Below are 22,693 nucleotides of genomic sequence, written 5' to 3'. Positions count from 1 at the left end.
ACTGTAGCAGAGCGATGATCAACACGCTATGAGGTGCAATTCTGCATTGAACTGCCTCAGTGTCTGTATTGCGCACTTTCAGCGCGCCGATGAGCGCGCTCCCACGCCCCCGACAGAAGGGAGCCCGCTCGCAACTATCCCGTTGCAGGCATGCAGGTCCGCGGGCCGTTCGAGAAACAAGGGCAGACGGGACAGAAAACTTTGCCCTGTCTACCTCGACGCGGCGTTGCGGTGAGCACCGCGGCGCGTCGGCATGAACGGGCGCGCGGTCAGAGCCTGGCCGCACTCCGGTTAGCGCGCCCGACGAGGGTGCCGTTCCCTTCGCCCGTCCACGGCGGTGAAGCCGTGCGTGACAATGATCTTCGTGGCAGATGTGGCGGTGACCCTGGATGCGGTGATGGGCGACGTTGCTGCTCTGGTCGCCCGGCTGGATCTGCCGGAGCCGTTGCCAGACTTGCTGGACACGATGTGGTCGCGGCCGGGAGCTGGTCCCGCCGCACGCCGTACCGTGGCGATGCTCGCCGGGGCGGGCTGGCCGGTCGAGCAGCTCGCCGGGTTCACGCGGCGGGAGATCGGTGACGCGGCGACCGTCAACGACGCTGAGATGGCCGTGGCGATCCTCGACGAACTGCTGGCTATGGCATGGCTTCCCGTGCCGGCGGCGCAAGCGTGAATCGACGGGGTTTTCGCCGGCGTCCTGATGCCCGAAAGCCTGTGGGCGGAACTGTGCTGTATGTCGCGGTCCCGGCCGAACAGCGAGGCCACGGCATCGGCGTCGCCCTGATCACCGCGGCCGAGCAGCATCTGCGCGCTGACGGCAGGCTCGGGATCATGGCCTGCCTGGACGACAGCACGGCCGGCCTGTACGAGCGGCTCGGCTGGAAGGTCGGCGATCCGGGTGAGTCGATCGTGTTCGCCGACTTTCACACCAGCCGGTACGGCCACCAGGCGTGGAAGCACCCGGCCGAACTGATCTACCCGCGGTGGGCATGGAAGCCGCTGGACGCGCACCGGCCGATCAGGGCGTGGACGCTGCCGGACACCCACACGCCCGGCATTGCCGCGTTGCAGACCGAACTGCTCCGGCAGGCCACATACCCGCCGGGGCGCTGACCCGCACGGAGTCTGCGGTTCGCCAGTGTCCGCGCCGCACGCGACGTTTCACGAGGTGTCAGATGTCGTGGTCAGGCTGGTGGGCCAGCAGTGCCGCTCGCATCTGCGCGTCGCGGTCCTGTATCGGCTGTGGTGGTGGCTGCCTTCCGGGGGCGGGTTGCGGTGCATCAAGTGCGGAAAGGCGCAGTCCGTAGCCGCAGTGGTCGCTGGCTCGCACGATCAGGTGCGGTTGCGGCGGTTGCGGCCACACCTGGACGGTGTACTGCTCGCCCGATTCTTCGGTCACGGCGTCGAAGTGGTTGTCTCTGCCTCGCGCGTGAACGCGGACGCGGTACCAGCCCGGCCCGGCGGTGCTCAACAGGGGAAGGTCGGGCAGGTCGCCTTCGAGCGGGCAGACACGTAGTTGGCCCTGAGGGGCGTGCACGCTCGCTTCGGTGATGTCGTCCCAGATGATGTGATTCCACTGCCGGACGTCGGCGACCGCGGGCGCGGAGTTGTGCTGCTCGACGCTCACGGTGACGGTGCCCCGGTCGATGCCGGTGTAGATCAGTGCGCCGCTGGCCATCGGCACGACCAGTCCGGTGGACCAGTCGGCTGTCTCGACGGCTATCGGGTCCTGGTCGGCCAGGGCGAACAGGTGGTCGGTGACCGCCACGGTTGCGGCATGGTCCACAGCGGGTTCTCCTCCCGGTGGCCGGGGATGGTCGAGGTGGTTCACTCTACGGCCGTCGTGGTGGCGGCGCTGGTGCGCACCAGCGCCGCCACCACGACGGTTACGCCCTCGGCGAGCGGGCCGGGGGTCGGGGTCAGGTTCGCTTGAGCGCCACGCATTTGGGATGGTCCGATGGGGGAAGGATCGAGGTCGTTCGCCCCATCGTGCGACGGTGGCGGATCGGGTCGGCCGCGGGCATTTCCTCGACACCAGTCGCAAACGCTGGAGAAGTAATGGCCCAACCGGATGTGCACAGGAACTGGCCGGGGCCTGCAACTTTGATCGAACTCGGAGACCCGGTCACTGTCAGCGTTCCCCTGGGCTTCGCTCCCAACCCGACGGGGGGAGCGCCGGCAATCCCCGGAGTACGGCACGTTTCGTTGGCCGACCTTCACGTGGCCGCCCGCTCAGGAGACACGCTCCTCAGCCTGCGGACTCTGTAATCCACCTCGGCCCGGGCGAGTGACACAAGCACAAGTCGAGTCACCGCCTCAGCGACCAGTAGTCAATAGAGGGGGTAACGACCCGTGGCAAGACCAGACATCCAGTGCCCGGCATGTGATGGCGACTTGAACGGCCGACGTCGGTGCAGCACTTGCAAAGGCGCTGGATGGGTGTACGAAGACACCTACGAGCCGTACGAGTGGGCGGCGGCTGAATGGGCTGCCAGGGAGGAGCGCGAGGCGAAGGCCGCTCGCCAGGCGAGGCAGCAATCAACCCCGCAGCAGTCACCACGGTCATTCTGGCGGCGACTGCTCGACTGGTTGAATGAATAACCACGAAGCCCGACCCGGGACGCTCTGGCCCAGGCTCTGGGCATGCCTGGCGATCATCACCGCTACGCGTTGAAGCACCGAACAGGCATCGGAAGGGCCGGGTGACCGAACGGACACAATCGGGTCGGCTGATCAGGCAGATGCTCCCACGATGCTCCCACACAGACCGTGACCGTGAAGACGATCTATCGCCTCCAGGCGTTCGGAGCGAGGCGTTCCTCCACCGTGGAACATGAAGGAACGCCGCGTTTCCGCAGGTGGGGCGGACGGGACTCGAACCCGTGACCGATGGATTATGAGTCCACTGCTCTAACCCACTGAGCTACCACCCCCTGGCTGGGACGAGGGATTATGAGTCCCCTGCTCTAACCCACTGAGCTACCGCCCCTTACCGGCGGCGATCCTAACCCGTAGCGCGTTCTCGCAGCCAGCGATCTCCTGCCCGCTCAGGCGGCGACGTGGGCTCCGAGGTGGGAAAGCACCGCCCCCGCCGTACGCCAACCGCCTGCCAGAGCGCCCTGCAGCGACGGGCTGTCGCGGTGGTCGCCGGCGACGAACAGGCCGTCGCCCAGGTCGACGGGCTTGCGCAGCTGGGCCTGCGGCACGCGGGCGGCGGGCAGGGCCTGGGGGATGCTGATCGTCTCGAGCATCTGCCAGTCGTCGGTGGGGACGCCGTACAGGCGGGAGAGCTCGACACGGATGACGGTCTCGGATGCTGATGAGGGGGCGGAGACGCCGACGACGGAGGCCGCGATCAGGGACTTGCCGGTGGGGGCGTACTCCGGCGCGGCGTTGCTCATCACGACCGTGTTGGCGATGATTTCGCGGCGGTCGCCGTCGACGATCAGGGTGGGCTCGTCGATGGGTGCGCGGTCGGCGCCGAAGTAGAACGTGGTCAGGCCGTGCATGTCGGGCGGCGGCAGCTGGGGGAGGAGCTGCGACGCCGAGAGCGGGTCGGTGGCGACGACCACGGCGCGGCAGTTGATCTGGCCGGCCTCGGTGACGACCATGCCGGGGGCGATCGACAGGGTGCGGGCGCCGATCAGGAGCTGAGGGTACGGCAGCGGGCCCGCGATCGCGGCGGGCAGCGCGGCCATGCCGGCGGCGGGCACGCCGATCCGCCCGCGGGCGAACGAGCGCAGCACCATCGCGAAGACGTGGCTCGACGTGTCCAGCGAACGGTCGGCGAACACCCCGGAGAAGAACGGCCGCAGCACTTCCTCGATCATCCGGTGCGACAGGCCGGCCTTGCGCAGCGCCTCCTGCGTCGTGGTCTCGGGCTCGCTGAGCAGCTTCGCGGGCGACAGGGTCGCGCAGCGGGTGGCCAGCGCGGCGAACCTGAGACGGTCGGCGAGCGTGCCGACGCCCGAGGTCAGCGACTGCGCGGCGCTCAACGGCTCGCGCAGCGGGTTCTCCAGCCGGTGCAGCGAGCCGCCGCGGCGCACCAGCACGCCGGCCGTGAAGTAGCGCATGTCGAGCGCGTCGATGTCGACCAGCGCGGGCACCCGCGGGTACGCCGTGTTGAGCACCTGGAAGCCGCGGTCGAAGTGCCACCCGTCGACGACGTCGGTGGCGACGCGGCCGCCGATCCGGTCGGAGGCCTCCACGAGCAGCCACTCCACCCCGGCCCGGTCCAGCCGGCGGGCAGCGGCGAGCCCGGCGAGACCGCCGCCGACGATGACGACGTCCACCTGAACAGGTTGCGACACGGGCACCTCACAAGGGGACGAACCAGGCAGCACCCAGACTAACGGCGGCGGGTGGTCGCGGCAGGAGAAAGACGAAGACGTACGGCCGTGAACTCGCTCGAGCAGAAGAGGACGTGACTGTTCGCGTACCCGCCCGCTCACCGCCACCGTCCCGCCCACCCCAACCACCGCACCGTGGGGTCTGGGGGCTCGGCCCCCAGGCAGAAAACAGAGCGAGGCCCCGGTCCGCGCTTTCCGCGGACAGGGGCCTCCGACTCGCTCCCCCGATTGGACTCGAACCAATAACCTGCCGGTTAACAGCCGGCTGCTCTGCCAATTGAGCTACAGGGGACTGCTTCATCACCGTGGTTTCCCTCGGTGCCGGAGAACAGAGTACATGACCGAGGCCCGCGGGCGCGAAGGGGCTCCCCGGCACGCCGCCGGTCGGGGGAAAGCTGCCCGTCAGGAATAGCGGGCGGGCAGGATGGGTATGCACGCCCCATCGACGCACGCGCGTCACGAACGGAAGGAGCCGCCATCATGCGCGGAAAGCTGATGTTCATCACCGGTCTCGCGGCGGGCTTCGTCCTGGGCAGCCGTGCCGGCCGGGAGAAGTACGAGGAGATCGCGGCCAACGCCAAGAAGGTGTGGGAGCACCCGACGGTCCAGGAGGCCGCCGGTGTCGCCCAGGCGCAGGCCAACAAGCTCTACACGGAGAGCAAGGACAAGCTCCAGTCGTCGAAGATCGGCGAGAAGCTGTCGACGTCCTCGACCTCGAGCAGCAGCACCGACACGGCGCTGACCGCGGACCCGCTGGCGGACCCGCTCGCGGACCCGCTGGCCGAGCCGCTCACCGTTCCCAACAGCAAGACGACCGGCACCACGTACTGATCGTCGGCTGAGACTCCGGGGCCGCCCTCACCGTTGAGGGCGGCCCCGGCGCCGTCTCAGGACGACGTCGAGAACGCCGCGTCGAAGGCGGCGGTGGGGGCGTCGAAGGCCAGCCGCCGGACGAACTGCAGTGCCTCGGGCGCGCCGACGAGGCGGTCCATGCCGGCGTCCTCCCACTCGATCGAGATGGGCCCGTCGTAGCCGATCGCGTTGAGCGCGCGGAAGCAGTCCTCCCACGGCACGTCGCCGTGGCCGGTGGACACGAAGTCCCAGCCGCGCCGCAGGTCGGCCCAGGGCAGGTGGGAGCTCATCCGCCCGCGCCGCCCGTCGCCGGTGCGCACCTTCGCGTCCTTGCAGTCGACGTGGTAGATCCGGTCCTTGAACTCGAGGATGAAGTTGACCGGGTCGAGGTCCTGCCAGACGAAGTGCGACGGGTCCCAGTTGAGCCCGAACGCGGGCCGGTCGCCGATGGCCTCGAGCGTGCGGCGGGTCGTCCAGTAGTCGTACGCGATCTCGCTCGGGTGCACCTCGTGGGCGAACCGCACGCCCACCTCGTCGAACACGTCGAGGATCGGGTTCCAGCGGTCGGCGAAGTCCTGGTAGCCGCGCTCGATCATGGCCGGCGGCACGGGCGGGAACATCGCGACCGTATGCCAGATCGACGACCCGGTGAAGCCGACGACCGTCTTGACGCCCAGGCGGGCGGCGGCACGCGCGGTGTCCTTCATCCGGTCGGCGGCCCTGGTCCGTACGCCCTCGGGGTCGCCGTCGCCCCAGATGTCGCCCGGCAGGATGTCCTTGTGGCGCTCGTCGATGGGATGGTCGCAGACCGCCTGGCCGACCAGGTGGTTGCTGATCGCGTACACCTTGAGGTTGTGCTTCTCGAGCTGCTCGCGCTTGCGGTCGACGTAGTCGGGTTCGGCGAGCGCCCGGTCGACCTCGAAGTGGTCACCCCAGCAGGCGATCTCGAGCCCGTCGTATCCCCACTCGGACGCGAGCCGGCAGACCTCGTCGAAGGGCAGGTCGGCCCACTGGCCGGTGAAGAGCGTGATGGGTCGCGCCATGATTTCTCCCTCGGAACTCAGAACAGCGTGGGGCGGGCGGCGAGGGAAGGCCGCCCTGGTGGCACGACCGGGCGCGGACGTCACGACCGGCGGGGGTTGCGCCTCCCACGACCCGGTCCGCCCGTTCCGGCAGAGCCACGACCGACTCTAGACGGATTTCAGCGCGCGGGGCAGGGCTCATTTTCCGGCGCGAGGCCGAGGGCGGCGAGCTCGGCGAGCAGGTACGCCACGTCGCCCGCCAGCTGCTCGACCGAGGGCGCGCGGCTGACCAGCGTCAGGTTCTCGGTGAGCGGGCCGCGCCGGCCGAAGAGCCGGTCGAGCCCGTCGCGCCACGCGCTCGTGGTGGACCCCGCCACGGCGGTGAGGCGGACCTCGACGATCGCCAGGCCGGCGTCGGTGATCGTGTCGATGCCCGCGGCGGGGTCGGGCCACTGCGCGGCGTGGCCCAGGTCGAGGCAGACGCCCAGCCGGTCCTTGTCGCTGCGGCTGAGCGCGGCCACCGTCTCGGCGGGGCCGTCGAGCACGAAGCCGGGGGCGGGCTGGAACCCCACCCGTACGGCCCGGCCGTTCTGCCAGGCGAGGTCCGCGAGCCCGTGCGAGAGCCGGCGCAGGATGCCGAGCGTGGCCTTCTCCTCGGCCTCGCCCCAGCCCTCGCGCGGGCCGATGCCGATCGTGCTGACCGTGCCGCGTACGGCGTCCTGGTCGAGCAGGTCGAGCAGGATGCGGGCCAGGTCGAGGGTGTACTCGCGGCGGGCGGGCTCGTTCCAGGCCGGCGGGGGCGCCGTGGGGGGCTCGCCGCCGCCCTCGTCGAAGGGCGCGCCGCTCAACGTGACGACCTCGAGCCGGCGGGCGTCGAGTTCGGCACGAAGCCGGGTGCGGGCGCGGCTCTCCACGGCGAGGGCGGCGGCGAGGGAGGGGGCAAGCCAGAGGCTCACGCCGAGCGCGTCGGCGCCGAGCCGGGCACGGGCGGCGCCGTACGTGTCGAGCTGGGCGACGATGCCGGGTAGGTTGGTCGCCGAGGTCGAATCGATCTCACAGGACAGGTGCACGATCCGGCCGGAGGGATGTCTCAGCCGCATCGAAGTCCTCCCCGGACGTGGGAACCGGCGCATCTGCACGTGCATCGGCACGTGCCGACACGTCCAGTATGGACCATGTGGTCGCTGGTGTTCGACGCGCGCGTGGCGGGCTTGCGCGTTGCCATGAGGCCTCCATCCGTGGAATCACCTGCCCACGGATACGAGAGTCATGCGTCCTCAGGATCAGCGGCGTACCGGCCGTGCGACGCGATGACCCGCGAGAACGTGAGCGGGACACGGCCGTCAAATAGGCAAGGGTCGATGGTTATGCCCATCGTGACCAGCCGGGGAAACCGGAAAGGGTACGGTTGGCAAGCATCCACGCGGGTCCATCGACGTGCGCCATCTGAGCATTCGGGCACGCACGGAACGATCACTCGTGCGACCGCACTGGATCTTGCTAGTGCGAATGCTCTCCGAGCAGACCTGTCGCCGGTACGGCCGCCTGCGTACGCCGGCGTGCCCGTCCGCCTCCGACGCAACGTCGCCGACGTATTGATCGACTGACCACTTTGCTGTCGCTCGTTACCGTCGGCGGACATGACGGGGCGTCCCAAGACCTCACACGGCGGAGGCGGCACCCCGCGCGGCCCCGGCCGGCATCGGGCGCCCGGCGTGCCGCGCCAGGCCGGCAGCGTGGCGCAGGCGCAACAAGTGGTCGCGGCTTTCGCCGACGCCGGACGGCCCGGCTCCGGAGCAGCCGATGGACGGAGCAGTCCCTCGTCGCTGGTGCACGGCGGTCATTCCAGCCGGCCGCACGACCCGGCCGACTTCGAGCGCCAGGCCCGTTGGGCCAACGCGGCCTACGACGACATCCGGGCGAATTCCGACGCCGAGGTGATCGCCGGCCACCTTCGCGGCGCCGAGCGGCTGGACGGCTCGACCGGCTTCACCGTTCGGGAGATCGACCGGATCCGTCACCACGTCTTCTTCGAGGAGCACCCGCTGTCCGACTACGAAGGCGGAATTTCCCACCAGCGCTACGACGCGAGCCCGGACATGGCCGAGGCCTGGCTGCGGCTGCGCTCCGGGCGGCCGCTCCCCGAGGACATCGCGCTGCTCGAACACGAGTCCGCCGAGTCGCGCTACTACGCGGCCCACCCCGGCGCGACGTATGAGGAGGCGCACCGAGCAGCCAACCAGGTCTCGGACTGGCAGAATCGGATCCCCGATCCGACCTTCGAGGACTACTCGACACCGTGGAGGCAGCCGTGGGCATGATGGTGGTCGGACGCAAAGTGGCGGAGACCGAGCACGAGGTCCGCTACGAGTTCGGCCTGGACCGCCGGTTCGACCGGGTCCTGACCATCGACAAGCAGTCGTGGCGGGCGGTCCCCGACGACGGCAACTTCGACTCCGCCGCCGGTGCGGTAGCAACGAAGGTCAAGCGCTCCTGGGAGCAGCAAGGCACGTTCCCGCCGGGTGTCGTCTTCTCCAGCTGAGCAATTGTCGCCTGGCGCTGGTCAACGCCGGGCCGCCCGCCACCGTCACGTTGCGGCGCTCCCTGGGGCGTTCGGGGCTATCCACAGCTGGCGCTGCAGATCAGCTGCGGTCGCCGACGTCCTGGTCGACCCCTGGTGGACTTCGCCTGTTAGCTTCGCGGCATGGACGACGTCGCCGGGCCGGCGACACAGTGACCGGCCGCTCGAGGACGCGACGCGGGTTCCGGCCGCCCCGGAGCGCACGGAACGTCGTCGAGGCCGAGGGCTCGGTGGAAGCCGTCTCTCGAGCCGGGCGCGCCGGCGGCGGCTCCGTGAGGCAACGAGAGCGCGGCATCGCCCTGCACTCGCGTACCGGCAGGCTCTCGAACCGGGAAGTCGTCGACCAGGGTGCCGGACTGCCCCGCACGGCCGAGACTGTCCGCCATTACGCCGAGCTGGCCGAGGTCGACTTCCGTGGGGCTCCGGTCGAGATCGTGCACCTCGCCGACGACATCGCCTACTTGGACTTCCAAGGAGTCGTGGCGAGAACCGACCCGCTCGGAGTGCAGCTCGGACCGGCGGCCTTCCAGGACGAGGAGACCCTGGTGCGGACCCTCGGCCACGAGAGCGTGCACGTGCGCCAGCACGAGGAGGGCCGAGTCTCCTCGGTGACCGGGCCGTTGGAGGATGAGGCGTACGAGGCCGAGGAGGGCTTCGTCGCGGCGTGGAGGAGTAATCGCGGATGACCGGGCTCACTGTCGAGAACGTGCACACCATGTCCAGCCGCCCGTGGGTCTTCGTCACCGGCCACCTCGAGGGTGAGCCGCTCCACATCGGAGACCGGCTGAGCGTTGTTCGGGACGGCATTCCGACGGCGACAGTGGTCGTGCGTTCCATCGAGCTCCACAGCGCGCGCACGACGACAACGGTCGCCCTGGACGGCGCCGATTCCGGCTCGATCAGTGAGGGTGACGTCCTGAGGCGGCCGAGCTCGTAGGGACCGCTAGGGCAGGGGCGGGCTGGACAGGCGCGCCCGGTCGTCCGGGTGGTGGAAATAGTGGTGCAGGGCCTCGTAGGCCGGCACCGCGTTGGCGCCCAGGCGGTAGGCGCGGATCACCATGATGGGGAAGTACTGCCCCTCGTACGTGCCGAAACGGCCGGCCCGGCGGGTGCCCTCGGCCTGGTAGGCCTTCACGGCGATGACGGGGTGGATCTCCTGGTCGGCGACGACCTCGGTGACGGCCCACCACGGCACGAAGTGTTCGAAGGTCAGGGAGCGGTGGTAGATGCCGGACGGGGTGAGCACCACGCGGCCGGGGGCCAGGCGGGCCACCGTGAAGAGGAACCACAGCAGGTACGCGGCCCCGGTCGCGGCCAGCGCGGCGATCACCCAGCCGGCGACCTCGCCCGCGAGGACGCCCAGGAACGTGGCGCCGACCAGGGCCAGCGCGACCAGCCCCAGGGTGGTGAGCAGCCAGTAGTAGGGGGCGGCGGCGTACGCGTACGCCAAGCCGGTCTCGCCCTGGTCGGTCGTGCCCGTCGTGGCGTGGCCGCGGCCGCTGGGCGCGCGCAGCTGGCTGGAGGCCAGCCCGGCCAGATGGCCGAAGCCGATGCCGCCCAGCGCCAGCAGGACGGCGGCCACGAACTGGTCGGTGGTGAAGGCCCAGACCGCGCCGGCGAGCATGCCCGCCGCGAACAGGCCCAGGTAGCCGACCGCGAAGACGAGGCGGAAGGACCGCTTCGGGCGGGGCCAGCCCTCGGGGGTGGGGGCGTGTGTCGGGTTCGGCTGCATAGATCCTCAGAAAATCGAGTCCCAGACCTTCTTGGCGGTGTCGCCGACGGCCTCGCCCGCGTCGCCGATGGCGTTGCCGACCGTGGCGACGCCGTCCTCGATGGCGGCCTTGGCGCCGTCCGGCAGCTGGTCGTAGCCCCAGTCGAGGGCGCCGCTCGCGACCAGGCCGGCGACCGTGCCGACGGCGGCGCCGGCGATGATGCCGACGGGACCGCCCGCGGTGCCGACCGCCATGCCGGCCAGGATGGACGCTCCCATGCCGCCGGCGCCGCTGATGATGGCCTTGCCGGGCGGCTTTCCGGTGTGGATGTCGTAGCCGATGCCGGCCACGGTCAGGCCCACCCCGATGATCGGGAGCTTGCTGCCGACCCGGCGGCTGACCGACGCGGCGCGCCGCTCGACCGCGTCGGCCTCGAGGAAGCGCTTGTAGCCGGCCTCGATGAGGTCCTTCGACGCCTTGGTGCCGCCGGCGGTCTTCAGGTAGTGCGCGTCGAGCTTCTTGACGTCCTCGAGCAGCGCGGCGCGGTGCTTGCGCAGCACACTGGTGTGCGCGCCGAGCGCGCTGCCGGCCGTGCCGTTGAAGAAGTCGCCGGCCAGCAGCACGGGTTTGCTCTTGACGTCGTCGACCATGTTCTTCGCGATGGCCTTGGCGGCCTCCATGACCGCGTTCGACCGGTCGGCCTCCTGCTTCGCCAGCACGTACGCGTCGGCCTTGGCCCGGTGGGCGTTGAACGCGGTGACCGAGTCGTTGTGCGCGGTCACCATCTCGGGGGTCGGCGGTCCGCCCGTCGGCAGGGCGACGACCGCGGGCGCGGGGCCGGGGTCGAGGATCGTGGTCCCCGCCAGCTGCAGGCCGCCCTCCCGCGCGATGGCGCGGGCCCGCTCCATGCCCGCCTGCGCCGTGGTCAGATCGTCCGCGTACCGGTGGAAGCCCTGCGCCGTCGTCTCGATGTCCGCGCGCAGCGTGTCACCCTTGCGACCGGCGGCGTCCATCCGGCCGGCGAAGCCCGGCCCCGCGTCGCCGCGCCACCCGCTGCCCGCGTCGTCACGGGCCGCGAACATGTCGGTGACCGACCGATCGAGCCGCGCGGCGAGCTGCGCCTTGAGCCAGTCGGCGTTGGCCCGGATGCTGGCCGGGTCGCCGTCGAGCCGAGTCTCGATCATCTAGAACAGCCCCCGCAGACCGGCGGCCGCGTTCGCGTCCTGCCGGGCGTACGCGTCACGGGACTCCTCGACGCGGGCCGCGGCCTCCTTCAGCCCCTCCACGGCGTTGCCGGCGCCGTCGAGCAGGTGCGCGACCACGTCACCCAGGACGGCCGAGAAGTCGCCCGCGTCGGGCGCCCCGGGCGCGCTGCCGCCGGCCGCGTCGAGGTCGTCGCCGGCCGCCCGCAGCCGGGTCGCGAGCGCGGCCAGCACGTCGAGGTCCGCCTCGGTGCCGCCGGCCATCAGACGGCCTCCCCGGCGTAGCGGTGCTCCTCGGGGATGTCGACGTCCATCAGCACCAGGTCGAAGCCGGTGGCGAGCCGCAGCTGCTCGAGCTGGTTGGCGGCCACCAGCGTCCACGGCTGCGCGGTGCCGCAGCAGTCCACCAGCCGGTCGAGGGCGGAGTAGACCAGCAGCGCCATCCGGCCCTCGCGGGTGCGGCGCAGGTTGACCACGAGCTCGCTGTCCGCGTCCTGCACGGGGGCGCACGGCACATAGACCACCGGGGGAAAGACGACCGGTCGCGTCTGGGTCATGGACGGCAGTCTACGACAGCCGTCACAGCCCGTATCGCCCCTGAACTGCGGCGGTGGTCAGCCGGCGCGGGAGCGCAGCGGCACCGGGCGTTCGGTCGCGTCGACCAGTTCACCCATGTCCACACCGGCCTCCTCGAGCAGCCGCCGCACGGTGGCTATCACCAGGCCGTCCACGATGTTCTCGCCGTTGATGAGGCGGTAGAAGTCCTGCCGTCCGCGCCGCACCACCTCGACCCGCCAGCGGCCGTCGGGGGTCTGCATCGCGCCGATCACGGTGCCCTGCGGCGGCGGTGGCACCGGCTGCGGGGCGCGGTGGGCCGACGACGGGGCCTTGTCGGTGCGCAGCCCGCGCCACGACGGGTGGCGCAGGCGGCCGTCGGGTGTCCAGTTGCGGAACGCCACCTCGCCGATCAGCGCCGGCTCCACCCAGTGGGCGTGCCGGGCGTACTCGCGGGGCACGCCGTCCACCGGCGGGGTGGCGCGGGCCAGCGGGGCGAGCTCCTGCTGCAGGTGGCGCAGCGCGGCGTCGGTGAAGCCGGTTCCCACGTGCCCGGCGTACGTCAGCCGGTCCTGCGGGTCGTAGACGGCGAGCAGCAGCGAGCCGATCGTGCCGGAGCGGCGGCCCTCGCCCGCCTTCCAGCCGATGACCAGCACCTCCTGGGTCTTGACCAGCGGCACCTTGGTCCAGTCGGCCGAGCGCTTGCCCGGGCGGTAGGGCGCGCTCAGCCGCTTGGCGACGATGCCCTCCATGCCGGAGATCTCCGAGGCCTGCAGCACCGTACGGGCGTCCGCGTCGACGAAGTGCGCGGGCACGCGGACGTGCGGCCCCGCCAGCTCGAGCCCGGCGAGGATGTCGCGCCTGGTCGCGTACGGCTGCGGGGTCAGATCGGCGCCGTCGAGCTCGAGCAGGTCGAACACGTAGTAGACGACGGGCACCGAGGCGACCAGCGCGGGGCTGGGCTCGGCCACGTGCATGCGCTGCTGCAGCCGGGCGAACGACGGCCGCTCGGCCTCCAGCGCGACGATCTCCCCGTCGAGCACGGCGGAGCGGCCCCCGAGCACCTCGGTGAGCTCGCCCAGCTCGGGATAGGTGGCGGTGATGTCGTTGAGATTCCGCGAGTACGCCTGCACGTGCCCGTCGCGGACGGCGGTGATCGCGCGGACGCCGTCGTACTTGAACTCGTACGACCAGCCCCCGTCGGCCGGCAGCGGGCCCGCGGCGGCGAGCATCGGCGCCGGGACCGAGGCGATCGGCTGCTCAGGGCGGGTGTGCTGGGGCCGCATGGATCCAGTCACGCGCACTGCGTACCCGCCCGCAACCGGTTCAGCGGAAGATCACCTAACTACAGGGTTGTAGTTCGCAGCGCCGGGCACGACGGGGCCCGGCCGCGCCGAAGTCGGGCCGGGGGAGTGACGGGGGTCACGCAACGGAGATCCGGCGAGTACGGTAAGCCGGGCACGAACGGACGCCCCGTACGCCCGGCGGTTCTCGCGCGGCGGAGGCGGAACCCGCCGGTAAGTCAGCGGTGGGCCACAACAATCCGGGAGAATCCTGACATGGGTGACTTGCGCGTGGTGGTCTGCGGCGGAGGCGCCGCCGGGGGAGTGCTCGGCCTGATCCAGGTCGCGAGCGAGCGCGGCTGGACGGTCGACGTCACGGCCACCAAGAACGCCCTGGAGTTCCTGGACCCGTCCGAGGTCGCCCGGGTTTGCGGGCGCCCCATCCGCACCACGTACAAATTCGCCGCCGACGGCACCCGGATCTCCCCGCCCGCCGACGCCATGATCGTCGCACCGGCCACCTTCAACACGATCAACAAGCTGGCCAACGGCATCGCCGACACGTACGCGCTGAGCTCGATGGCCGACGTGATCGGCCGCGGCGTGCCCACCGTCGTGGTGCCCGCGGTCAACGAGGCCCTGGCGGCGCGGCGCCCGTTCCGCCGCTCGCTCGACGAGTTGCGCGCCGAGGGCGTACGCGTGCTGTTCGGCCCGGTCGACGGCTGGCTGCCCGGCAGCACCGGGCCGTTCCCGTGGATCAAGGCACTCGACCTGGTCGAGGACGTCTTCGGGCTGACCAGGATCGACAGCCGCGCCGCGCTGGGGGCGTGACCCGTGGCCCCGCCCGGCCCGCCGGCGTGGGGGCCAAGGCTGCCCGAACGGGCGCTAGGCAGGCGCTGAGCAGCCTGCTTAGCCTGGGCGCGTGACCGTGCTGCTGGAGCGCTCGGCCGAGCTCTCCGCTCTGGACGCCCTGCTCACCGGCTGCGCCGCCGGCGGGCGCGTCGCCGTGGTCAGCGGGGAGGCGGGCGCCGGCAAGTCCACACTGGCCGCCGCGTTCGCCGAGACGGCCGGGCCTCGCGCCCAGATGCTGTGGGGCGCCTGCGATCCGCTGCTCACCCCGCGGGCGCTCGGGCCGTTGCACGACATCGCGCGCCGGCTCGGCGGCCGGCTGCGGGAGCGGATCGGCGACGGCCCGCGCGGCGAGGTGTTCGACCTGTTCCTCGAGGCGCTGGACCGGCCGCCGCAGGCCGCGCGGCCGGTGGTCGTCCTCGAGGATCTGCACTGGGCCGACGAGGCGACGCTGGACATGGTCGCGTTCCTCGGACGGCGGCTCGCGCTCTGCCGCGCCCTGCTGCTGCTCACCTACCGCGAGGACGAGATCGGCCCCGACCACCGCCTGCGCACCGTCCTCGCCGGACTGCCGCCGGGCCTGGTCCGCCGGATCGGCCTGCCGCCGCTGAGCCCCGCCGCCGTCGCCGAGCTGGCCCGGCGGGCCGGCCGGGCCGCACCCGACGTGCACGGGGTCACGGGCGGCAACCCGCTGCTGGTCACCGAGGTGCTGGCGGCGCCGGCCGAGGGCGTTCCCCCGACCGTACGGGACCTGGTCCTCAGCCGTCTCGCCACGCTCACGCCGCCGGCCCGCGACGTCGCCCACCTGGTGTCGGTGGTGCCCTCGCGCGCCGGGCTCGACCTGCTCGGCGGGCGACTGGCCGAGGTGGACGAGTGCCTGGCCCGCGGCGTTCTGACCGCGCGCGGCAACGGCGTCGCGTTCCGCCACGAGCTGCTGCGCCGGGCGGTCGAGGAGAGCCTTTCCCCCGTACGGCGCCAGGCCCTGCACGCCGAGATCCTGGCCGCCTACGAGAAGCTGCCCGGCGTCGACCCCGCCTCGCTCGTGCACCACGCCCACCACGCCGGGGACGACGCGGCCGTGCTGCGCTGGGCTCCGATCGCCGCCCGCCGGGCCGCGTCGCTGGGCGCCTACCGGCAGGCCGCAGCCCACTACGCGCGGGCGCTGCCGCTGGCCGCCGGTCGTCCCGCCCGCGACCGTGCCGCCCTGCGCGAGGAGTACTCGCTCGCCGCCTATCACGGCGGGCTCACCGAGGAGGCGCTGGCCGCCCGCCGCGCCGCCCAGGCGCTGCGCACCGAGCTGGGCGACCCCGTGCCGATCGGCGAGGGGCTGCGCTGGGTGTCGCGGCTGAGCTGGTGGAACGGGCGGCCCGACGAGGCGCTCGAGATCGGCTTCCGGGCGGTCGAGGTGCTCGGCACGCAACCGCCGGGCCGCGAGCTCGCCGCCGCGTACAGCAACCTGTCCCAGCTGTTCATGCTCCGCAGCGACGAGCAGCAGGCGATCGCGTGGGGCACCCGGGCCACCGAGCTGGCGCGCCGCCTCGGCGACCTCGACACCGAGGTCCACGCGCTGATCAACATCGGCTCGGCGCGGCTGCACACCGGCGACCGGGACGGCGCCGACGACCTGCGCCGCGCCCACGATCTCGCCGTCGCGGCCAAACTGGACGACCACGCCGCCCGGGCCCTGGTCAACCTGGCCAGCACCGCCGTCGACTGGTACGAGCTCGACCTGGCCGAGCAGACCCTCGACCGGATCGTCCCCTACCTGGTCGCCCGCGACCTCGACGGCTACACCCGCCACGCCCTCGGCCACCGGGCCCGCCTGCAGCTGGCCCGCGGCGACTGGGCGGCCGCCACCGACGACGCCGCGCAGGCCATGGCGGGCCCGCCCATGCTCGGCGGCGGCCTCGTGCCCGCTCTGGCCGCCCACGCCACCCTGCGCATCCGCCGCGACGAGCCGCACGCCGTCGAGGACGCGCTGCGGGCCGCCGAGCACGGCTACCCCACCGGCGAGGCCCAGTTCGTCTGCCCGCCCGCGATCGCGCTGGCCGAGGCGTACTGGCTGGCCGGCGACCCGGCCCGCGCCGCGGCACAGGCGCGGCGCGGGCTCGAGGCCGCGCTGCACGCCCGGCAGCCCTGGTTCATCGGCGAGCTGACCTTCTGGCTGTGGCGCTGCGGCGAGAAGCCCTCCGTCCCGCCCACCGCGGCCGAGCCGTTCCGCTCGCTGATCGACGGCGACTGGCGCACCGCCGCGGCGCAGTGGTCCTCGCGCGGCTGCTCCTACTTGGCCGCCTGCTGCCTCGCCCACGGCGACGCCGCGGCCACCGCCGAGGCCCTGCGCGTCTTCGACCGCCTCGGCGCCGTGGCCCCGGCCCGCCGGCTGCGGGCCGACCTGCGCCTGCGCGGCCTGCCCGTGCCCCGCGGCCCGCGCCGCGCCACGGCCGCCGACCCCACCGGGCTGACCGGCCGCCAGCAGGAGGTGCTGCACCTGCTGGCCCAGGGCCTGAGCAACGCCGACATCGCCCGCCGGCTGACGCTCTCGGCCAAGACCGTGGACCACCACGTCTCCGCCGTCCTCGGCAAGCTGGGCGTCTCGTCCCGGGGCCGGGCAGCCGCCGCGGCCCGCGACCGGGGCCTGATCTGACCGGGCCTGATCCGACCCGGCCCTACTGCGGCCCGGCCAGGTGCCCGATCAGCCGCTTGAGCTGGTCGCGATAGCGGTCGAGGAACTCCGGCGAGCCGGCCGGCAGCCCGGTGAAGTCCTCGGCGAAGCCGGCCAGCAGCGTCGGCGCGAGCGCCGCGCCGAACAGCGCCAGCTGCAGATACGCCGGGTCGAGATCGGCGGCTATCTCGCCCGCGGCCTGCCGCCGCCGCAGGTCGTCGACCATGGCCCGGCGGAAGTCCGCGTCGCCCTCGTCGCGCTCGCCCGCGAGGGCCTGCCAGATCAGCAGCCGCGCCCAGTGCCGCTGATCGTCCCCGACGTGGGCGAACGCGGCCACCACCTCGTCGAGCGGCGCGTCCGGCCGGTTCAGCCCGGCGCTGAGCGCGCGCCACCGTTCGACCAGCGCCCGGTAGAGCCCGTCCTTGCCGCCGAAGTAGTACGAGATCAGCTGCTGGTTGGCCTGAGCCCGGCGGGCGATGGCGCTGATGCGCGCGCCCGCGAAACCGTGCTCGCCGAACTCGGCCAGGGCCGCGTCGAGGATGCGCTCCTTCGTCCGTTCCGGGTCGCGCTGACGCTCCCCGCCGACGGGGGACCGGCGCGGCCGATGCTGCTCGGGCATGCCGCCGAGGCTATCAATCAAACGTATGGTTGACAGATTCATACGTGCATTTGAGACTCGGTGCATGGACGTACCCCACGTGCTCGTCATCGGAGGCGGCATCGGCGGCCTCACCCTCGCCCACGGCCTGCGCCGCGCCGGCATCCCGGTCCGCGTCTTCGAGCGGACCCACGAACGCACCGACTGGCTTCAGGGATACCGCATCCACATCAACCCGCACGGCGCCCGCGCCCTGCACGCGTGCCTCCCGGCCGCCAACTGGGCGGCGTTCACCGCTGCCGTCTCGCCCGGCGGCGGCTTCGGCTTCCTCACCGACCGAGGCCGCGACCTGCTCGCGCTCGCCGACGACGAGATCAACCCGCCGGGCGCCGGGCCCGCCGACCGGCATCACGGCATCGGCCGCATCCAGCTGCGCGAGGCTCTGCTCGACGGCCTCGGCGACGCGCTGGAGCCGGGACGCGAGTTCACCTCGTACGAGCTCGACGGCGCCCACGTCGTCGCCCGCTTCGCCGACGGTTCCTCCGCCCGCGGCGCCGTCCTCGTCGGAGCCGACGGCGCCGGCTCACGCGTCCGGGCCCAGCTGCTGCCGCACGCCGCCGAGCGGATCGACACCGGCGTCCGCACGATCGCCGGCCGGTGCCTGGCCGTCCGCGACCTGCCGCCCGCGCTGTCCGGCCGGGCCAACGTCGTGATCCCGCGCGGACCCGGCTCGCTGTTCACCGCGGCCTGGAGCGCCGACGGCGGCGAGCAGGTGCTGTGGGGATTCTCCGACGCCGCGCGGCGCTTCCCCGGCGACCTCGAGCAGCTCGGCGCCGAGGCCCTGCTGAAGCTCGTCGGCGAGCGTCTGCGCGGCTGGGCGCCGGAGTTCCGCCGGCTCGTCGCGGCGAGCGAGCCGGCCTCGGTCAACGCCTTCCGCGTGCGCAGCGCCGTGCCCGTCCGAATGCCACCCCGCCCTCCCAGGGGGACCCCCACCCTAAAGGCGCACCCAACGCCGCGCCGCGAGTTTTCCACAACCCCACCCCCAGAACCGGGCCTGTGGACAACCCCCTGCGTGACGCTGCTCGGCGACGCCGTCCACAGCATGACCCCGATGGCCGGCGTCGGCGCCAACACCGCGCTGCGCGACGCCGACCTGCTGCGCCGCAGCCTGATCGGCGCGTCCACGGGCGAGACGTCGCTGCCCGCGGCGATCGGGCGCTACGAGCAGGAGATGCTCCGGTACGGCTTCGCGGCCGTCCGCCTCTCGCTGCGCAACGCCCGGCAGGCCGCGAACTCCACAGTGCTCGGCCGGGCCGGTTTCCGTACGGTCCTGCGCCTGACCGCCGCCGTGCCGGCGCTGCGCCGGAGGTTCGCCCGTGACCTGGGGAACTGAGGGAGCCAACATGGGGAGCTCTCCCCATGTGCCGGGCGGCGGCAATTCCTAGCGTCGAGGGCATGACTGATCTGGTTCTCGAAGGCCTGAAGGCCAAGCAGCAGAAGACGTGGGCGAGCGGCGACTACGGCGCGGTGGCGGCCCTGATCCATCCGATGGCGGAGGAGACCGTGCAGGCGGCGGACCTCTCCGCGGGCGCGGAAGTGCTGGACGTGGCGGCGGGCACCGGCAACGCCTCGCTCGCGGCGGCCCGGTGCGGGTGCCGGGTGACCGCTTCGGACTACGTGCCGGAGTTGCTCGCCCGGGCGCGGGAGCGGGCCGACGCGGAGCACCTGCCGCTGACGACCGAGGTCGCGGACGCGGAGAACCTCCCGTACGCCGACGGCCGCTTCGACGCGGTGATCTCGGTGGTCGGCGCGATGTTCGCTCCCGATCAGGAACGCACCGCGGTGGAGATGGCCCGGGTGTGCCGGTCCGGCGGCACGATAGCCATGGCGAACTGGACGCCGGACGGCTTCATCGGCGAGATGTTCCGGACGGTCGGCCGCCGCGTGGCCCCGCCGCCCGGCATCCGCGGCCCGGTCGAGTGGGGGAGCGAGGCCCGCGTCCGCGAGCTGTTCGGCGACCGCGTCTCCGAGCTGCGCGTCGTGCAGCGCGAGCTCGTGTTCCGCTTCACCTCGCCCGAGCGCTTCGCCGACTACTTCCGCGAGCACTACGGCCCGACGCTGAAGGCGTTCGAGGCCCTGGGCGCCGACGGCGGCAAGCCGCTCTACGACGACCTGGTCGCCCTGGTCGCCCGGCACAACACGGCCAAGGACGGCACCGCCCGGATTCCGTCGGCCTACCTGCAGATCGTTGCCACCCGGGCGTGACGTCAGGCCTGAGCTTCCTGGCCGCGGGTCGTGGGGTGCGGCGCCGCGGCCGGGAAGTGCAGCTCCGCGGCCCGCGCGTCGGGGGCGAGCCGGTTGAGGGCCTCGGTGAGCGCGGCCGCGCCGGCGGCGCCGAGCTTCTCCAACTCCATCTTGATCACCGGGGTGGCGAGCTTCGCGAGGCCGTGCATCTCGAGCTCGACGCGGTAGGTCACCTCGCTGCCCGTCCCGGCCGGCCGCACGGTGACTTCGTCGAGGCAGGTGGCGCCCTCGTTGCGGCCCTGGAAGACCAGGCGCCCGGGTTCGGCGAGGACCAGCGTGTACGTCAGCTCGGTCGTGATGCCGAGGATGCGGCACACCTGGTGCCAGCTCGAGCCGGGCACGATCGGCCCGGCGCCGTTGCGGGTGGTCTGCCGCACCGCCGGGCCCCACGCCGCCGTGTTGGCGAAATCGGTCAGGTACCCCAGCGCGAGACCCGGGGCAACGTCCACGGCGAGCGTCCGCTCCACGACGATCATGAGTCCCCCAGGCGTCGGCGTGCCGCTCCAGCCTAATGGCCGCTTCTGATCATCGCCGCCTTTTCTTGCCGCGATGCCACGGTCAGGTGGGGAACCCCTGCACGAACCGGCGCTGCCATGGGGTCTCGACGGCCCGCGGGTGGTAGTGCTTGCGCACGTACGCCACGGCCTCGCCCGCCGGAACCCCGTCGAGCACGGCCAGGCAGGCCAGGGCCGTCCCGGTGCGCCCCCGGCCGCCCCTGCACGCGATCTCCACGCGCTCGTCCGCCGCGAGCTCCCACGCTTCCCGCAGGACCCGGGCGGCGTACGCCCGGTCGGCCGGCAGCCGGAAGTCGGGCCACCGCACCCACCGGCTCGCCCAGCCGAACTCCGGCGGCCGCGAGCCCAGCAGGTACACGCCGTACGTCGGTGGATGGCCCGACGGCATCGCCTCGCGCAACCCCCGCCCGCGCACCAGCCGCCCCGACGGCAGCCGCAGCACCCCGGGCTCGCCCGCCACCCACCCGGGCCGATCCGGCGCGGTCGTCATGGACGCAGGGTGGCGGCGACCGTCGACAGCCAGAGCGCAGCCGCATGGGCGCCCGGGTCCGGGTGGCCCAGCACGCGGTCGCCCAGATAGCTCGACCGCCCCAACCGGGCACGGATGCCCGCGGTGGCGGCGGCGCCCTCCTCGGCGGCCCGCACCGCGGCGGCCAGCGCGGCGGGCCACTGCTCGCCCGCGGCGAGACGCTCGGCGAACGCGTCGGCGGCGGGCTGCAGGGCGTCGACCATGGTCCGGTCGCCCGGCTCGGCGCCGCCCACCTCGCGTACGCCCGAGACGCCGGCCCGGAACGCCCCGGCCCAGTCCGCCGGGGACGCGACCGGCGGCAGCGCCCCCGCGGCCCGCAGCAGCAGCACGGCGTAGAGCGGCCCGGACGTGCCGCCCACCGACCGCCGCACCGTCGCCGACGCCGCCCGCAACACCGCTCCCGCGCCCTCCTCGCCGGGATACGACGGCGCCTCCGCGAGCAGGGCGGCCGCGCCGCGGGCCAGGCTGATGCCCAGGTCGCCGTCGCCCACCTCGCGATCCATCTCGGTCAGCGTGTCCCGCGCCGAGATCAGCGTCTCGGCCACCGCCTCGAAGGCGCGCCGCAACGGGTCGTCGCCCGCGAGGGACCCGGCCGGCGCGTCGGCCGTGGGGGGAGCGGCGACCACGGCGGGCGCCGACGACGGCACGGCGCGCGGCCAGGCCGGCGCCTCGGTCGGCGCGTCCAGCAGCGCGAGCACCTCGTCGTCGACCGGCAGGACGCTCAGCGACGCCCCGGCCATGTCGAGCGCGCTCAGGAAGGTGCCCGCCCACACCCGCGCCACCTCGAGGCCGCGGCTCGTGAGCTCGCGCACCGCCGCGTCGGCCATGATGGACAGCTCCATCGGCGGCGTCGCGCCCAGCCCGTTGACCAGCACGGCGACCCGGGCGCCACCGGTGATGCCCCGGTCGCCCACGATCGCGCCGGCCAGGCGGGACACCACCTCGTCGACCGGGCGCAGCGAGGCCCGCTCGACGCCGGGCTCGCCGTGGATGCCCAGGCCCCACTCCACCTCGTCGCCGTCGAGCAGGAAGCCCGGCTGCCCGGCCGCCGGCACCGTGCAGGCGCTCAGCGCGACCCCCATCGTCCCGACCTGCTCGGCCACCCGGCCGGCCACCGCTGCCACCTCGGCCAGCGGCAACCCTGCCGCCGCGGCCGCGCCCGCCACCTTGTGCACCAGCACCGTTCCGGCCAGCCCCCGCCGGCCCGCGCCGTCGGCCGCCCCGAGCGCCACGTCGTCCGCGACCACCACGGTCGCCGTCTCGATGCCCTCGGCGCGCGCGAGCTCGGCGGCGAGCCCGAAGTTGAGCCGGTCGCCGGTGTAGTTCTTCACGATCAGCAGCACCCCGCCCGGGGACGCCGCGGCGCGGATGCCCTCGAGCACCGCGTCGACCGACGGCGACGTGAAGACCTCACCGGAGACCGCGGCGGTCAGCATCCCGGGCCCCACGTAGCCGGCGTGGGCGGGCTCGTGCCCCGCGCCGCCGCCGGACAGCAGCGTGACCTGCCCGGACTCCCGGACGGCGGCGATGTCGGCGCGGATCGCGGTGGCCGAGCCGTCGAGGCGCGCCACGACGGCCGACGTGCGGGCGAGCCCGTTCAGGGACTCGCCGACCACGTCGCCGGGGGCGTTGATGAGCTTCTTCACGCCTCATATCTTGCTACGGCAACCGGCCCGGCGT

24 protein-coding genes and 2 tRNA genes are annotated in these 22,693 nt (G+C 72.9%); 11 read left to right on the top strand and 15 right to left on the bottom strand.

Annotated elements, in window-relative coordinates; genetic code table 11:
• Positions 1 to 349: 349 nt before the first annotated feature.
• Both ACSNN8_RS37930 and ACSNN8_RS37925 read left to right on the top strand, forming a co-directional pair.
• On the top strand, positions 350 to 673 hold the full coding sequence (locus ACSNN8_RS37930) for a hypothetical protein (protein WP_436655084.1): 324 nt from the start codon (positions 350 to 352) through the stop codon (positions 671 to 673).
• The gene (locus ACSNN8_RS37925; protein WP_436655083.1) at positions 643 to 1,113 is read left to right on the top strand and encodes a GNAT family N-acetyltransferase; all 471 of its coding nucleotides are present in this window, start codon (positions 643 to 645) and stop codon (positions 1,111 to 1,113) included. Before ACSNN8_RS37930 ends, ACSNN8_RS37925 begins: the two co-directional genes overlap by 31 nt.
• A gap of 58 nt (positions 1,114 to 1,171) precedes the next feature.
• Here the strand turns inward: ACSNN8_RS37925 and ACSNN8_RS37920 are convergent, their stop codons facing one another.
• The 4 genes from ACSNN8_RS37920 to ACSNN8_RS37905 form a co-directional block, all read right to left on the bottom strand.
• Positions 1,172 to 1,768: a hypothetical protein gene (locus ACSNN8_RS37920; protein ID WP_436655081.1), complete on the bottom strand. Its 597-nt coding sequence runs from the start codon at positions 1,766 to 1,768 to the stop codon at positions 1,172 to 1,174.
• A 1,091-nt stretch (positions 1,769 to 2,859) separates the two neighbouring features.
• Positions 2,860 to 2,933 (bottom strand) — tRNA-Ile (locus tag ACSNN8_RS37915).
• A gap of 114 nt (positions 2,934 to 3,047) precedes the next feature.
• Positions 3,048 to 4,310, bottom strand: coding sequence for an NAD(P)/FAD-dependent oxidoreductase (locus ACSNN8_RS37910; RefSeq protein ID WP_436655079.1), 1,263 nt, complete (start codon positions 4,308 to 4,310; stop codon positions 3,048 to 3,050).
• 258 nt (positions 4,311 to 4,568) lie between these two features.
• Positions 4,569 to 4,641: transfer RNA gene (locus tag ACSNN8_RS37905), tRNA-Asn, on the bottom strand.
• Positions 4,642 to 4,829: 188 nt separating this feature from the next.
• Between ACSNN8_RS37905 and ACSNN8_RS37900 the strand changes: the two genes are divergently transcribed.
• A complete protein-coding gene (locus ACSNN8_RS37900) occupies positions 4,830 to 5,180 on the top strand; it encodes a hypothetical protein (protein WP_436655077.1) in 351 nt (116 codons plus the stop codon).
• A gap of 56 nt (positions 5,181 to 5,236) precedes the next feature.
• On the opposite strand, the gene ACSNN8_RS37895 is transcribed toward ACSNN8_RS37900, so the two are convergent.
• Positions 5,237 to 6,244 carry a sugar phosphate isomerase/epimerase family protein gene (locus tag ACSNN8_RS37895; RefSeq protein WP_436655075.1) on the bottom strand — a complete coding sequence of 336 codons (1,008 nt, stop codon included), beginning with the start codon at positions 6,242 to 6,244 and terminating at the stop codon, positions 5,237 to 5,239.
• A 158-nt stretch (positions 6,245 to 6,402) separates the two neighbouring features.
• Positions 6,403 to 7,323 (bottom strand): sugar phosphate isomerase/epimerase family protein, encoded by a 921-nt coding sequence (locus tag ACSNN8_RS37890; RefSeq protein WP_436655073.1) that lies wholly within the window; start codon positions 7,321 to 7,323, stop codon positions 6,403 to 6,405.
• A gap of 540 nt (positions 7,324 to 7,863) precedes the next feature.
• On the opposite strand from ACSNN8_RS37890, the gene ACSNN8_RS37885 reads away from it, so the two are divergent.
• The 4 genes from ACSNN8_RS37885 (at position 7,864) to ACSNN8_RS37870 (ending at position 9,741) form a co-directional block, all read left to right on the top strand.
• Positions 7,864 to 8,544 carry a hypothetical protein gene (locus ACSNN8_RS37885; RefSeq protein ID WP_436655071.1) on the top strand — a complete coding sequence of 227 codons (681 nt, stop codon included), beginning with the start codon at positions 7,864 to 7,866 and terminating at the stop codon, positions 8,542 to 8,544.
• A complete protein-coding gene (locus ACSNN8_RS37880) occupies positions 8,541 to 8,765 on the top strand; it encodes a hypothetical protein (RefSeq protein WP_436655069.1) in 225 nt (74 codons plus the stop codon). The genes ACSNN8_RS37885 and ACSNN8_RS37880 overlap by 4 nt, the downstream gene beginning before the upstream one ends.
• A 311-nt stretch (positions 8,766 to 9,076) precedes the next feature.
• Positions 9,077 to 9,490, top strand: a complete 414-nt coding sequence (locus ACSNN8_RS37875; protein ID WP_436655068.1) for a hypothetical protein — start codon at positions 9,077 to 9,079, stop codon at positions 9,488 to 9,490.
• On the top strand, positions 9,487 to 9,741 hold the full coding sequence (locus ACSNN8_RS37870; RefSeq protein WP_436655066.1) for a hypothetical protein: 255 nt from the start codon (positions 9,487 to 9,489) through the stop codon (positions 9,739 to 9,741). Before ACSNN8_RS37875 ends, ACSNN8_RS37870 begins: the two co-directional genes overlap by 4 nt.
• Positions 9,742 to 9,747: 6 nt before the next feature.
• Here the strand turns inward: ACSNN8_RS37870 and ACSNN8_RS37865 are convergent, their stop codons facing one another.
• Genes ACSNN8_RS37865 through ligD form a run of 5 tightly spaced genes read right to left on the bottom strand, consistent with a single transcriptional unit; the run spans position 9,748 to position 13,571 of the window.
• Positions 9,748 to 10,536, bottom strand: coding sequence for a hypothetical protein (locus ACSNN8_RS37865; protein WP_436655064.1), 789 nt, complete (start codon positions 10,534 to 10,536; stop codon positions 9,748 to 9,750).
• A 6-nt stretch (positions 10,537 to 10,542) separates the two neighbouring features.
• Entirely contained in the window at positions 10,543 to 11,700 is a 1,158-nt protein-coding gene (locus ACSNN8_RS37860; RefSeq protein WP_436655063.1) for a hypothetical protein, read from the bottom strand.
• Positions 11,701 to 11,982, bottom strand: a complete 282-nt coding sequence (locus tag ACSNN8_RS37855; protein WP_436655061.1) for a hypothetical protein — start codon at positions 11,980 to 11,982, stop codon at positions 11,701 to 11,703.
• Positions 11,982 to 12,275, bottom strand: coding sequence for an SAV_915 family protein (locus ACSNN8_RS37850; RefSeq protein WP_436655059.1), 294 nt, complete (start codon positions 12,273 to 12,275; stop codon positions 11,982 to 11,984). The genes ACSNN8_RS37855 and ACSNN8_RS37850 overlap by 1 nt, the downstream gene beginning before the upstream one ends.
• A 57-nt stretch (positions 12,276 to 12,332) precedes the next feature.
• Positions 12,333 to 13,571, bottom strand: coding sequence for a non-homologous end-joining DNA ligase (ligD, locus tag ACSNN8_RS37845; RefSeq protein ID WP_436655057.1), 1,239 nt, complete (start codon positions 13,569 to 13,571; stop codon positions 12,333 to 12,335).
• A 261-nt stretch (positions 13,572 to 13,832) separates the two neighbouring features.
• Between ligD and ACSNN8_RS37840 the strand changes: the two genes are divergently transcribed.
• Both ACSNN8_RS37840 and ACSNN8_RS37835 read left to right on the top strand, forming a co-directional pair.
• On the top strand, positions 13,833 to 14,387 hold the full coding sequence (locus ACSNN8_RS37840; RefSeq protein WP_436655055.1) for a flavoprotein: 555 nt from the start codon (positions 13,833 to 13,835) through the stop codon (positions 14,385 to 14,387).
• 91 nt (positions 14,388 to 14,478) lie between these two features.
• On the top strand, positions 14,479 to 17,049 hold the full coding sequence (locus ACSNN8_RS37835) for an ATP-binding protein (RefSeq protein WP_436655053.1): 2,571 nt from the start codon (positions 14,479 to 14,481) through the stop codon (positions 17,047 to 17,049).
• Between the two features lie 22 nt (positions 17,050 to 17,071).
• Here the strand turns inward: ACSNN8_RS37835 and ACSNN8_RS37830 are convergent, their stop codons facing one another.
• On the bottom strand, positions 17,072 to 17,686 hold the full coding sequence (locus ACSNN8_RS37830; protein ID WP_436655051.1) for a TetR/AcrR family transcriptional regulator: 615 nt from the start codon (positions 17,684 to 17,686) through the stop codon (positions 17,072 to 17,074).
• Between the two features lie 64 nt (positions 17,687 to 17,750).
• Between ACSNN8_RS37830 and ACSNN8_RS37825 the strand changes: the two genes are divergently transcribed.
• Together ACSNN8_RS37825 and ACSNN8_RS37820 are read left to right on the top strand one after the other, a co-directional pair.
• Positions 17,751 to 19,058 carry an FAD-dependent oxidoreductase gene (locus ACSNN8_RS37825; protein WP_436655049.1) on the top strand — a complete coding sequence of 436 codons (1,308 nt, stop codon included), beginning with the start codon at positions 17,751 to 17,753 and terminating at the stop codon, positions 19,056 to 19,058.
• Positions 19,059 to 19,120: 62 nt separating this feature from the next.
• Positions 19,121 to 19,930, top strand: a complete 810-nt coding sequence (locus ACSNN8_RS37820; protein ID WP_436655047.1) for a class I SAM-dependent methyltransferase — start codon at positions 19,121 to 19,123, stop codon at positions 19,928 to 19,930.
• A gap of 2 nt (positions 19,931 to 19,932) precedes the next feature.
• Here the strand turns inward: ACSNN8_RS37820 and ACSNN8_RS37815 are convergent, their stop codons facing one another.
• From ACSNN8_RS37815 to ACSNN8_RS37805, 3 genes are all read right to left on the bottom strand, one after another.
• The gene (locus ACSNN8_RS37815) at positions 19,933 to 20,445 is read right to left on the bottom strand and encodes an SRPBCC family protein (RefSeq protein WP_436655045.1); all 513 of its coding nucleotides are present in this window, start codon (positions 20,443 to 20,445) and stop codon (positions 19,933 to 19,935) included.
• Between the two features lie 82 nt (positions 20,446 to 20,527).
• A complete protein-coding gene (locus tag ACSNN8_RS37810) occupies positions 20,528 to 20,974 on the bottom strand; it encodes a protein-tyrosine phosphatase family protein (protein WP_436655043.1) in 447 nt (148 codons plus the stop codon).
• On the bottom strand, positions 20,971 to 22,659 hold the full coding sequence (locus ACSNN8_RS37805; RefSeq protein ID WP_436655041.1) for a dihydroxyacetone kinase family protein: 1,689 nt from the start codon (positions 22,657 to 22,659) through the stop codon (positions 20,971 to 20,973). Before ACSNN8_RS37805 ends, ACSNN8_RS37810 begins: the two co-directional genes overlap by 4 nt.
• Positions 22,660 to 22,693: the final 34 nt, after the last annotated feature.

Origin of the sequence: Actinoplanes sp. URMC 104 (assembly GCF_051386375.1) — a bacterium.
Taxonomy (GTDB): Bacteria; Actinomycetota; Actinomycetes; order Mycobacteriales; family Micromonosporaceae; genus Actinoplanes.
This window is presented reverse-complemented; position numbering and strand designations above follow the sequence as displayed.

Coding starts and splice junctions, on each gene's coding strand:
- ACSNN8_RS37810 (WP_436655043.1), bottom strand. CDS start 20,974: ATGACGACCGCGCCGGATCGGCCCGGGTGGGTGGCGGGCGAGCCCGGG.
- ACSNN8_RS37815 (WP_436655045.1), bottom strand. CDS start 20,445: ATGATCGTCGTGGAGCGGACGCTCGCCGTGGACGTTGCCCCGGGTCTC.
- ACSNN8_RS37860 (WP_436655063.1), bottom strand. CDS start 11,700: ATGATCGAGACTCGGCTCGACGGCGACCCGGCCAGCATCCGGGCCAAC.
- ACSNN8_RS37890 (WP_436655073.1), bottom strand. CDS start 7,323: ATGCGGCTGAGACATCCCTCCGGCCGGATCGTGCACCTGTCCTGTGAG.
- ACSNN8_RS37865 (WP_436655064.1), bottom strand. CDS start 10,536: ATGCAGCCGAACCCGACACACGCCCCCACCCCCGAGGGCTGGCCCCGC.
- ACSNN8_RS37900 (WP_436655077.1), top strand. CDS start 4,830: ATGCGCGGAAAGCTGATGTTCATCACCGGTCTCGCGGCGGGCTTCGTC.
- ACSNN8_RS37895 (WP_436655075.1), bottom strand. CDS start 6,244: ATGGCGCGACCCATCACGCTCTTCACCGGCCAGTGGGCCGACCTGCCC.
- ACSNN8_RS37825 (WP_436655049.1), top strand. CDS start 17,751: ATGGACGTACCCCACGTGCTCGTCATCGGAGGCGGCATCGGCGGCCTC.
- ACSNN8_RS37925 (WP_436655083.1), top strand. CDS start 643: ATGGCTTCCCGTGCCGGCGGCGCAAGCGTGAATCGACGGGGTTTTCGC.
- ACSNN8_RS37840 (WP_436655055.1), top strand. CDS start 13,833: ATGGGTGACTTGCGCGTGGTGGTCTGCGGCGGAGGCGCCGCCGGGGGA.
- ACSNN8_RS37885 (WP_436655071.1), top strand. CDS start 7,864: ATGACGGGGCGTCCCAAGACCTCACACGGCGGAGGCGGCACCCCGCGC.
- ACSNN8_RS37870 (WP_436655066.1), top strand. CDS start 9,487: ATGACCGGGCTCACTGTCGAGAACGTGCACACCATGTCCAGCCGCCCG.
- ACSNN8_RS37830 (WP_436655051.1), bottom strand. CDS start 17,686: ATGCCCGAGCAGCATCGGCCGCGCCGGTCCCCCGTCGGCGGGGAGCGT.
- ACSNN8_RS37850 (WP_436655059.1), bottom strand. CDS start 12,275: ATGACCCAGACGCGACCGGTCGTCTTTCCCCCGGTGGTCTATGTGCCG.
- ACSNN8_RS37820 (WP_436655047.1), top strand. CDS start 19,121: ATGACTGATCTGGTTCTCGAAGGCCTGAAGGCCAAGCAGCAGAAGACG.
- ACSNN8_RS37880 (WP_436655069.1), top strand. CDS start 8,541: ATGATGGTGGTCGGACGCAAAGTGGCGGAGACCGAGCACGAGGTCCGC.
- ACSNN8_RS37855 (WP_436655061.1), bottom strand. CDS start 11,982: ATGGCCGGCGGCACCGAGGCGGACCTCGACGTGCTGGCCGCGCTCGCG.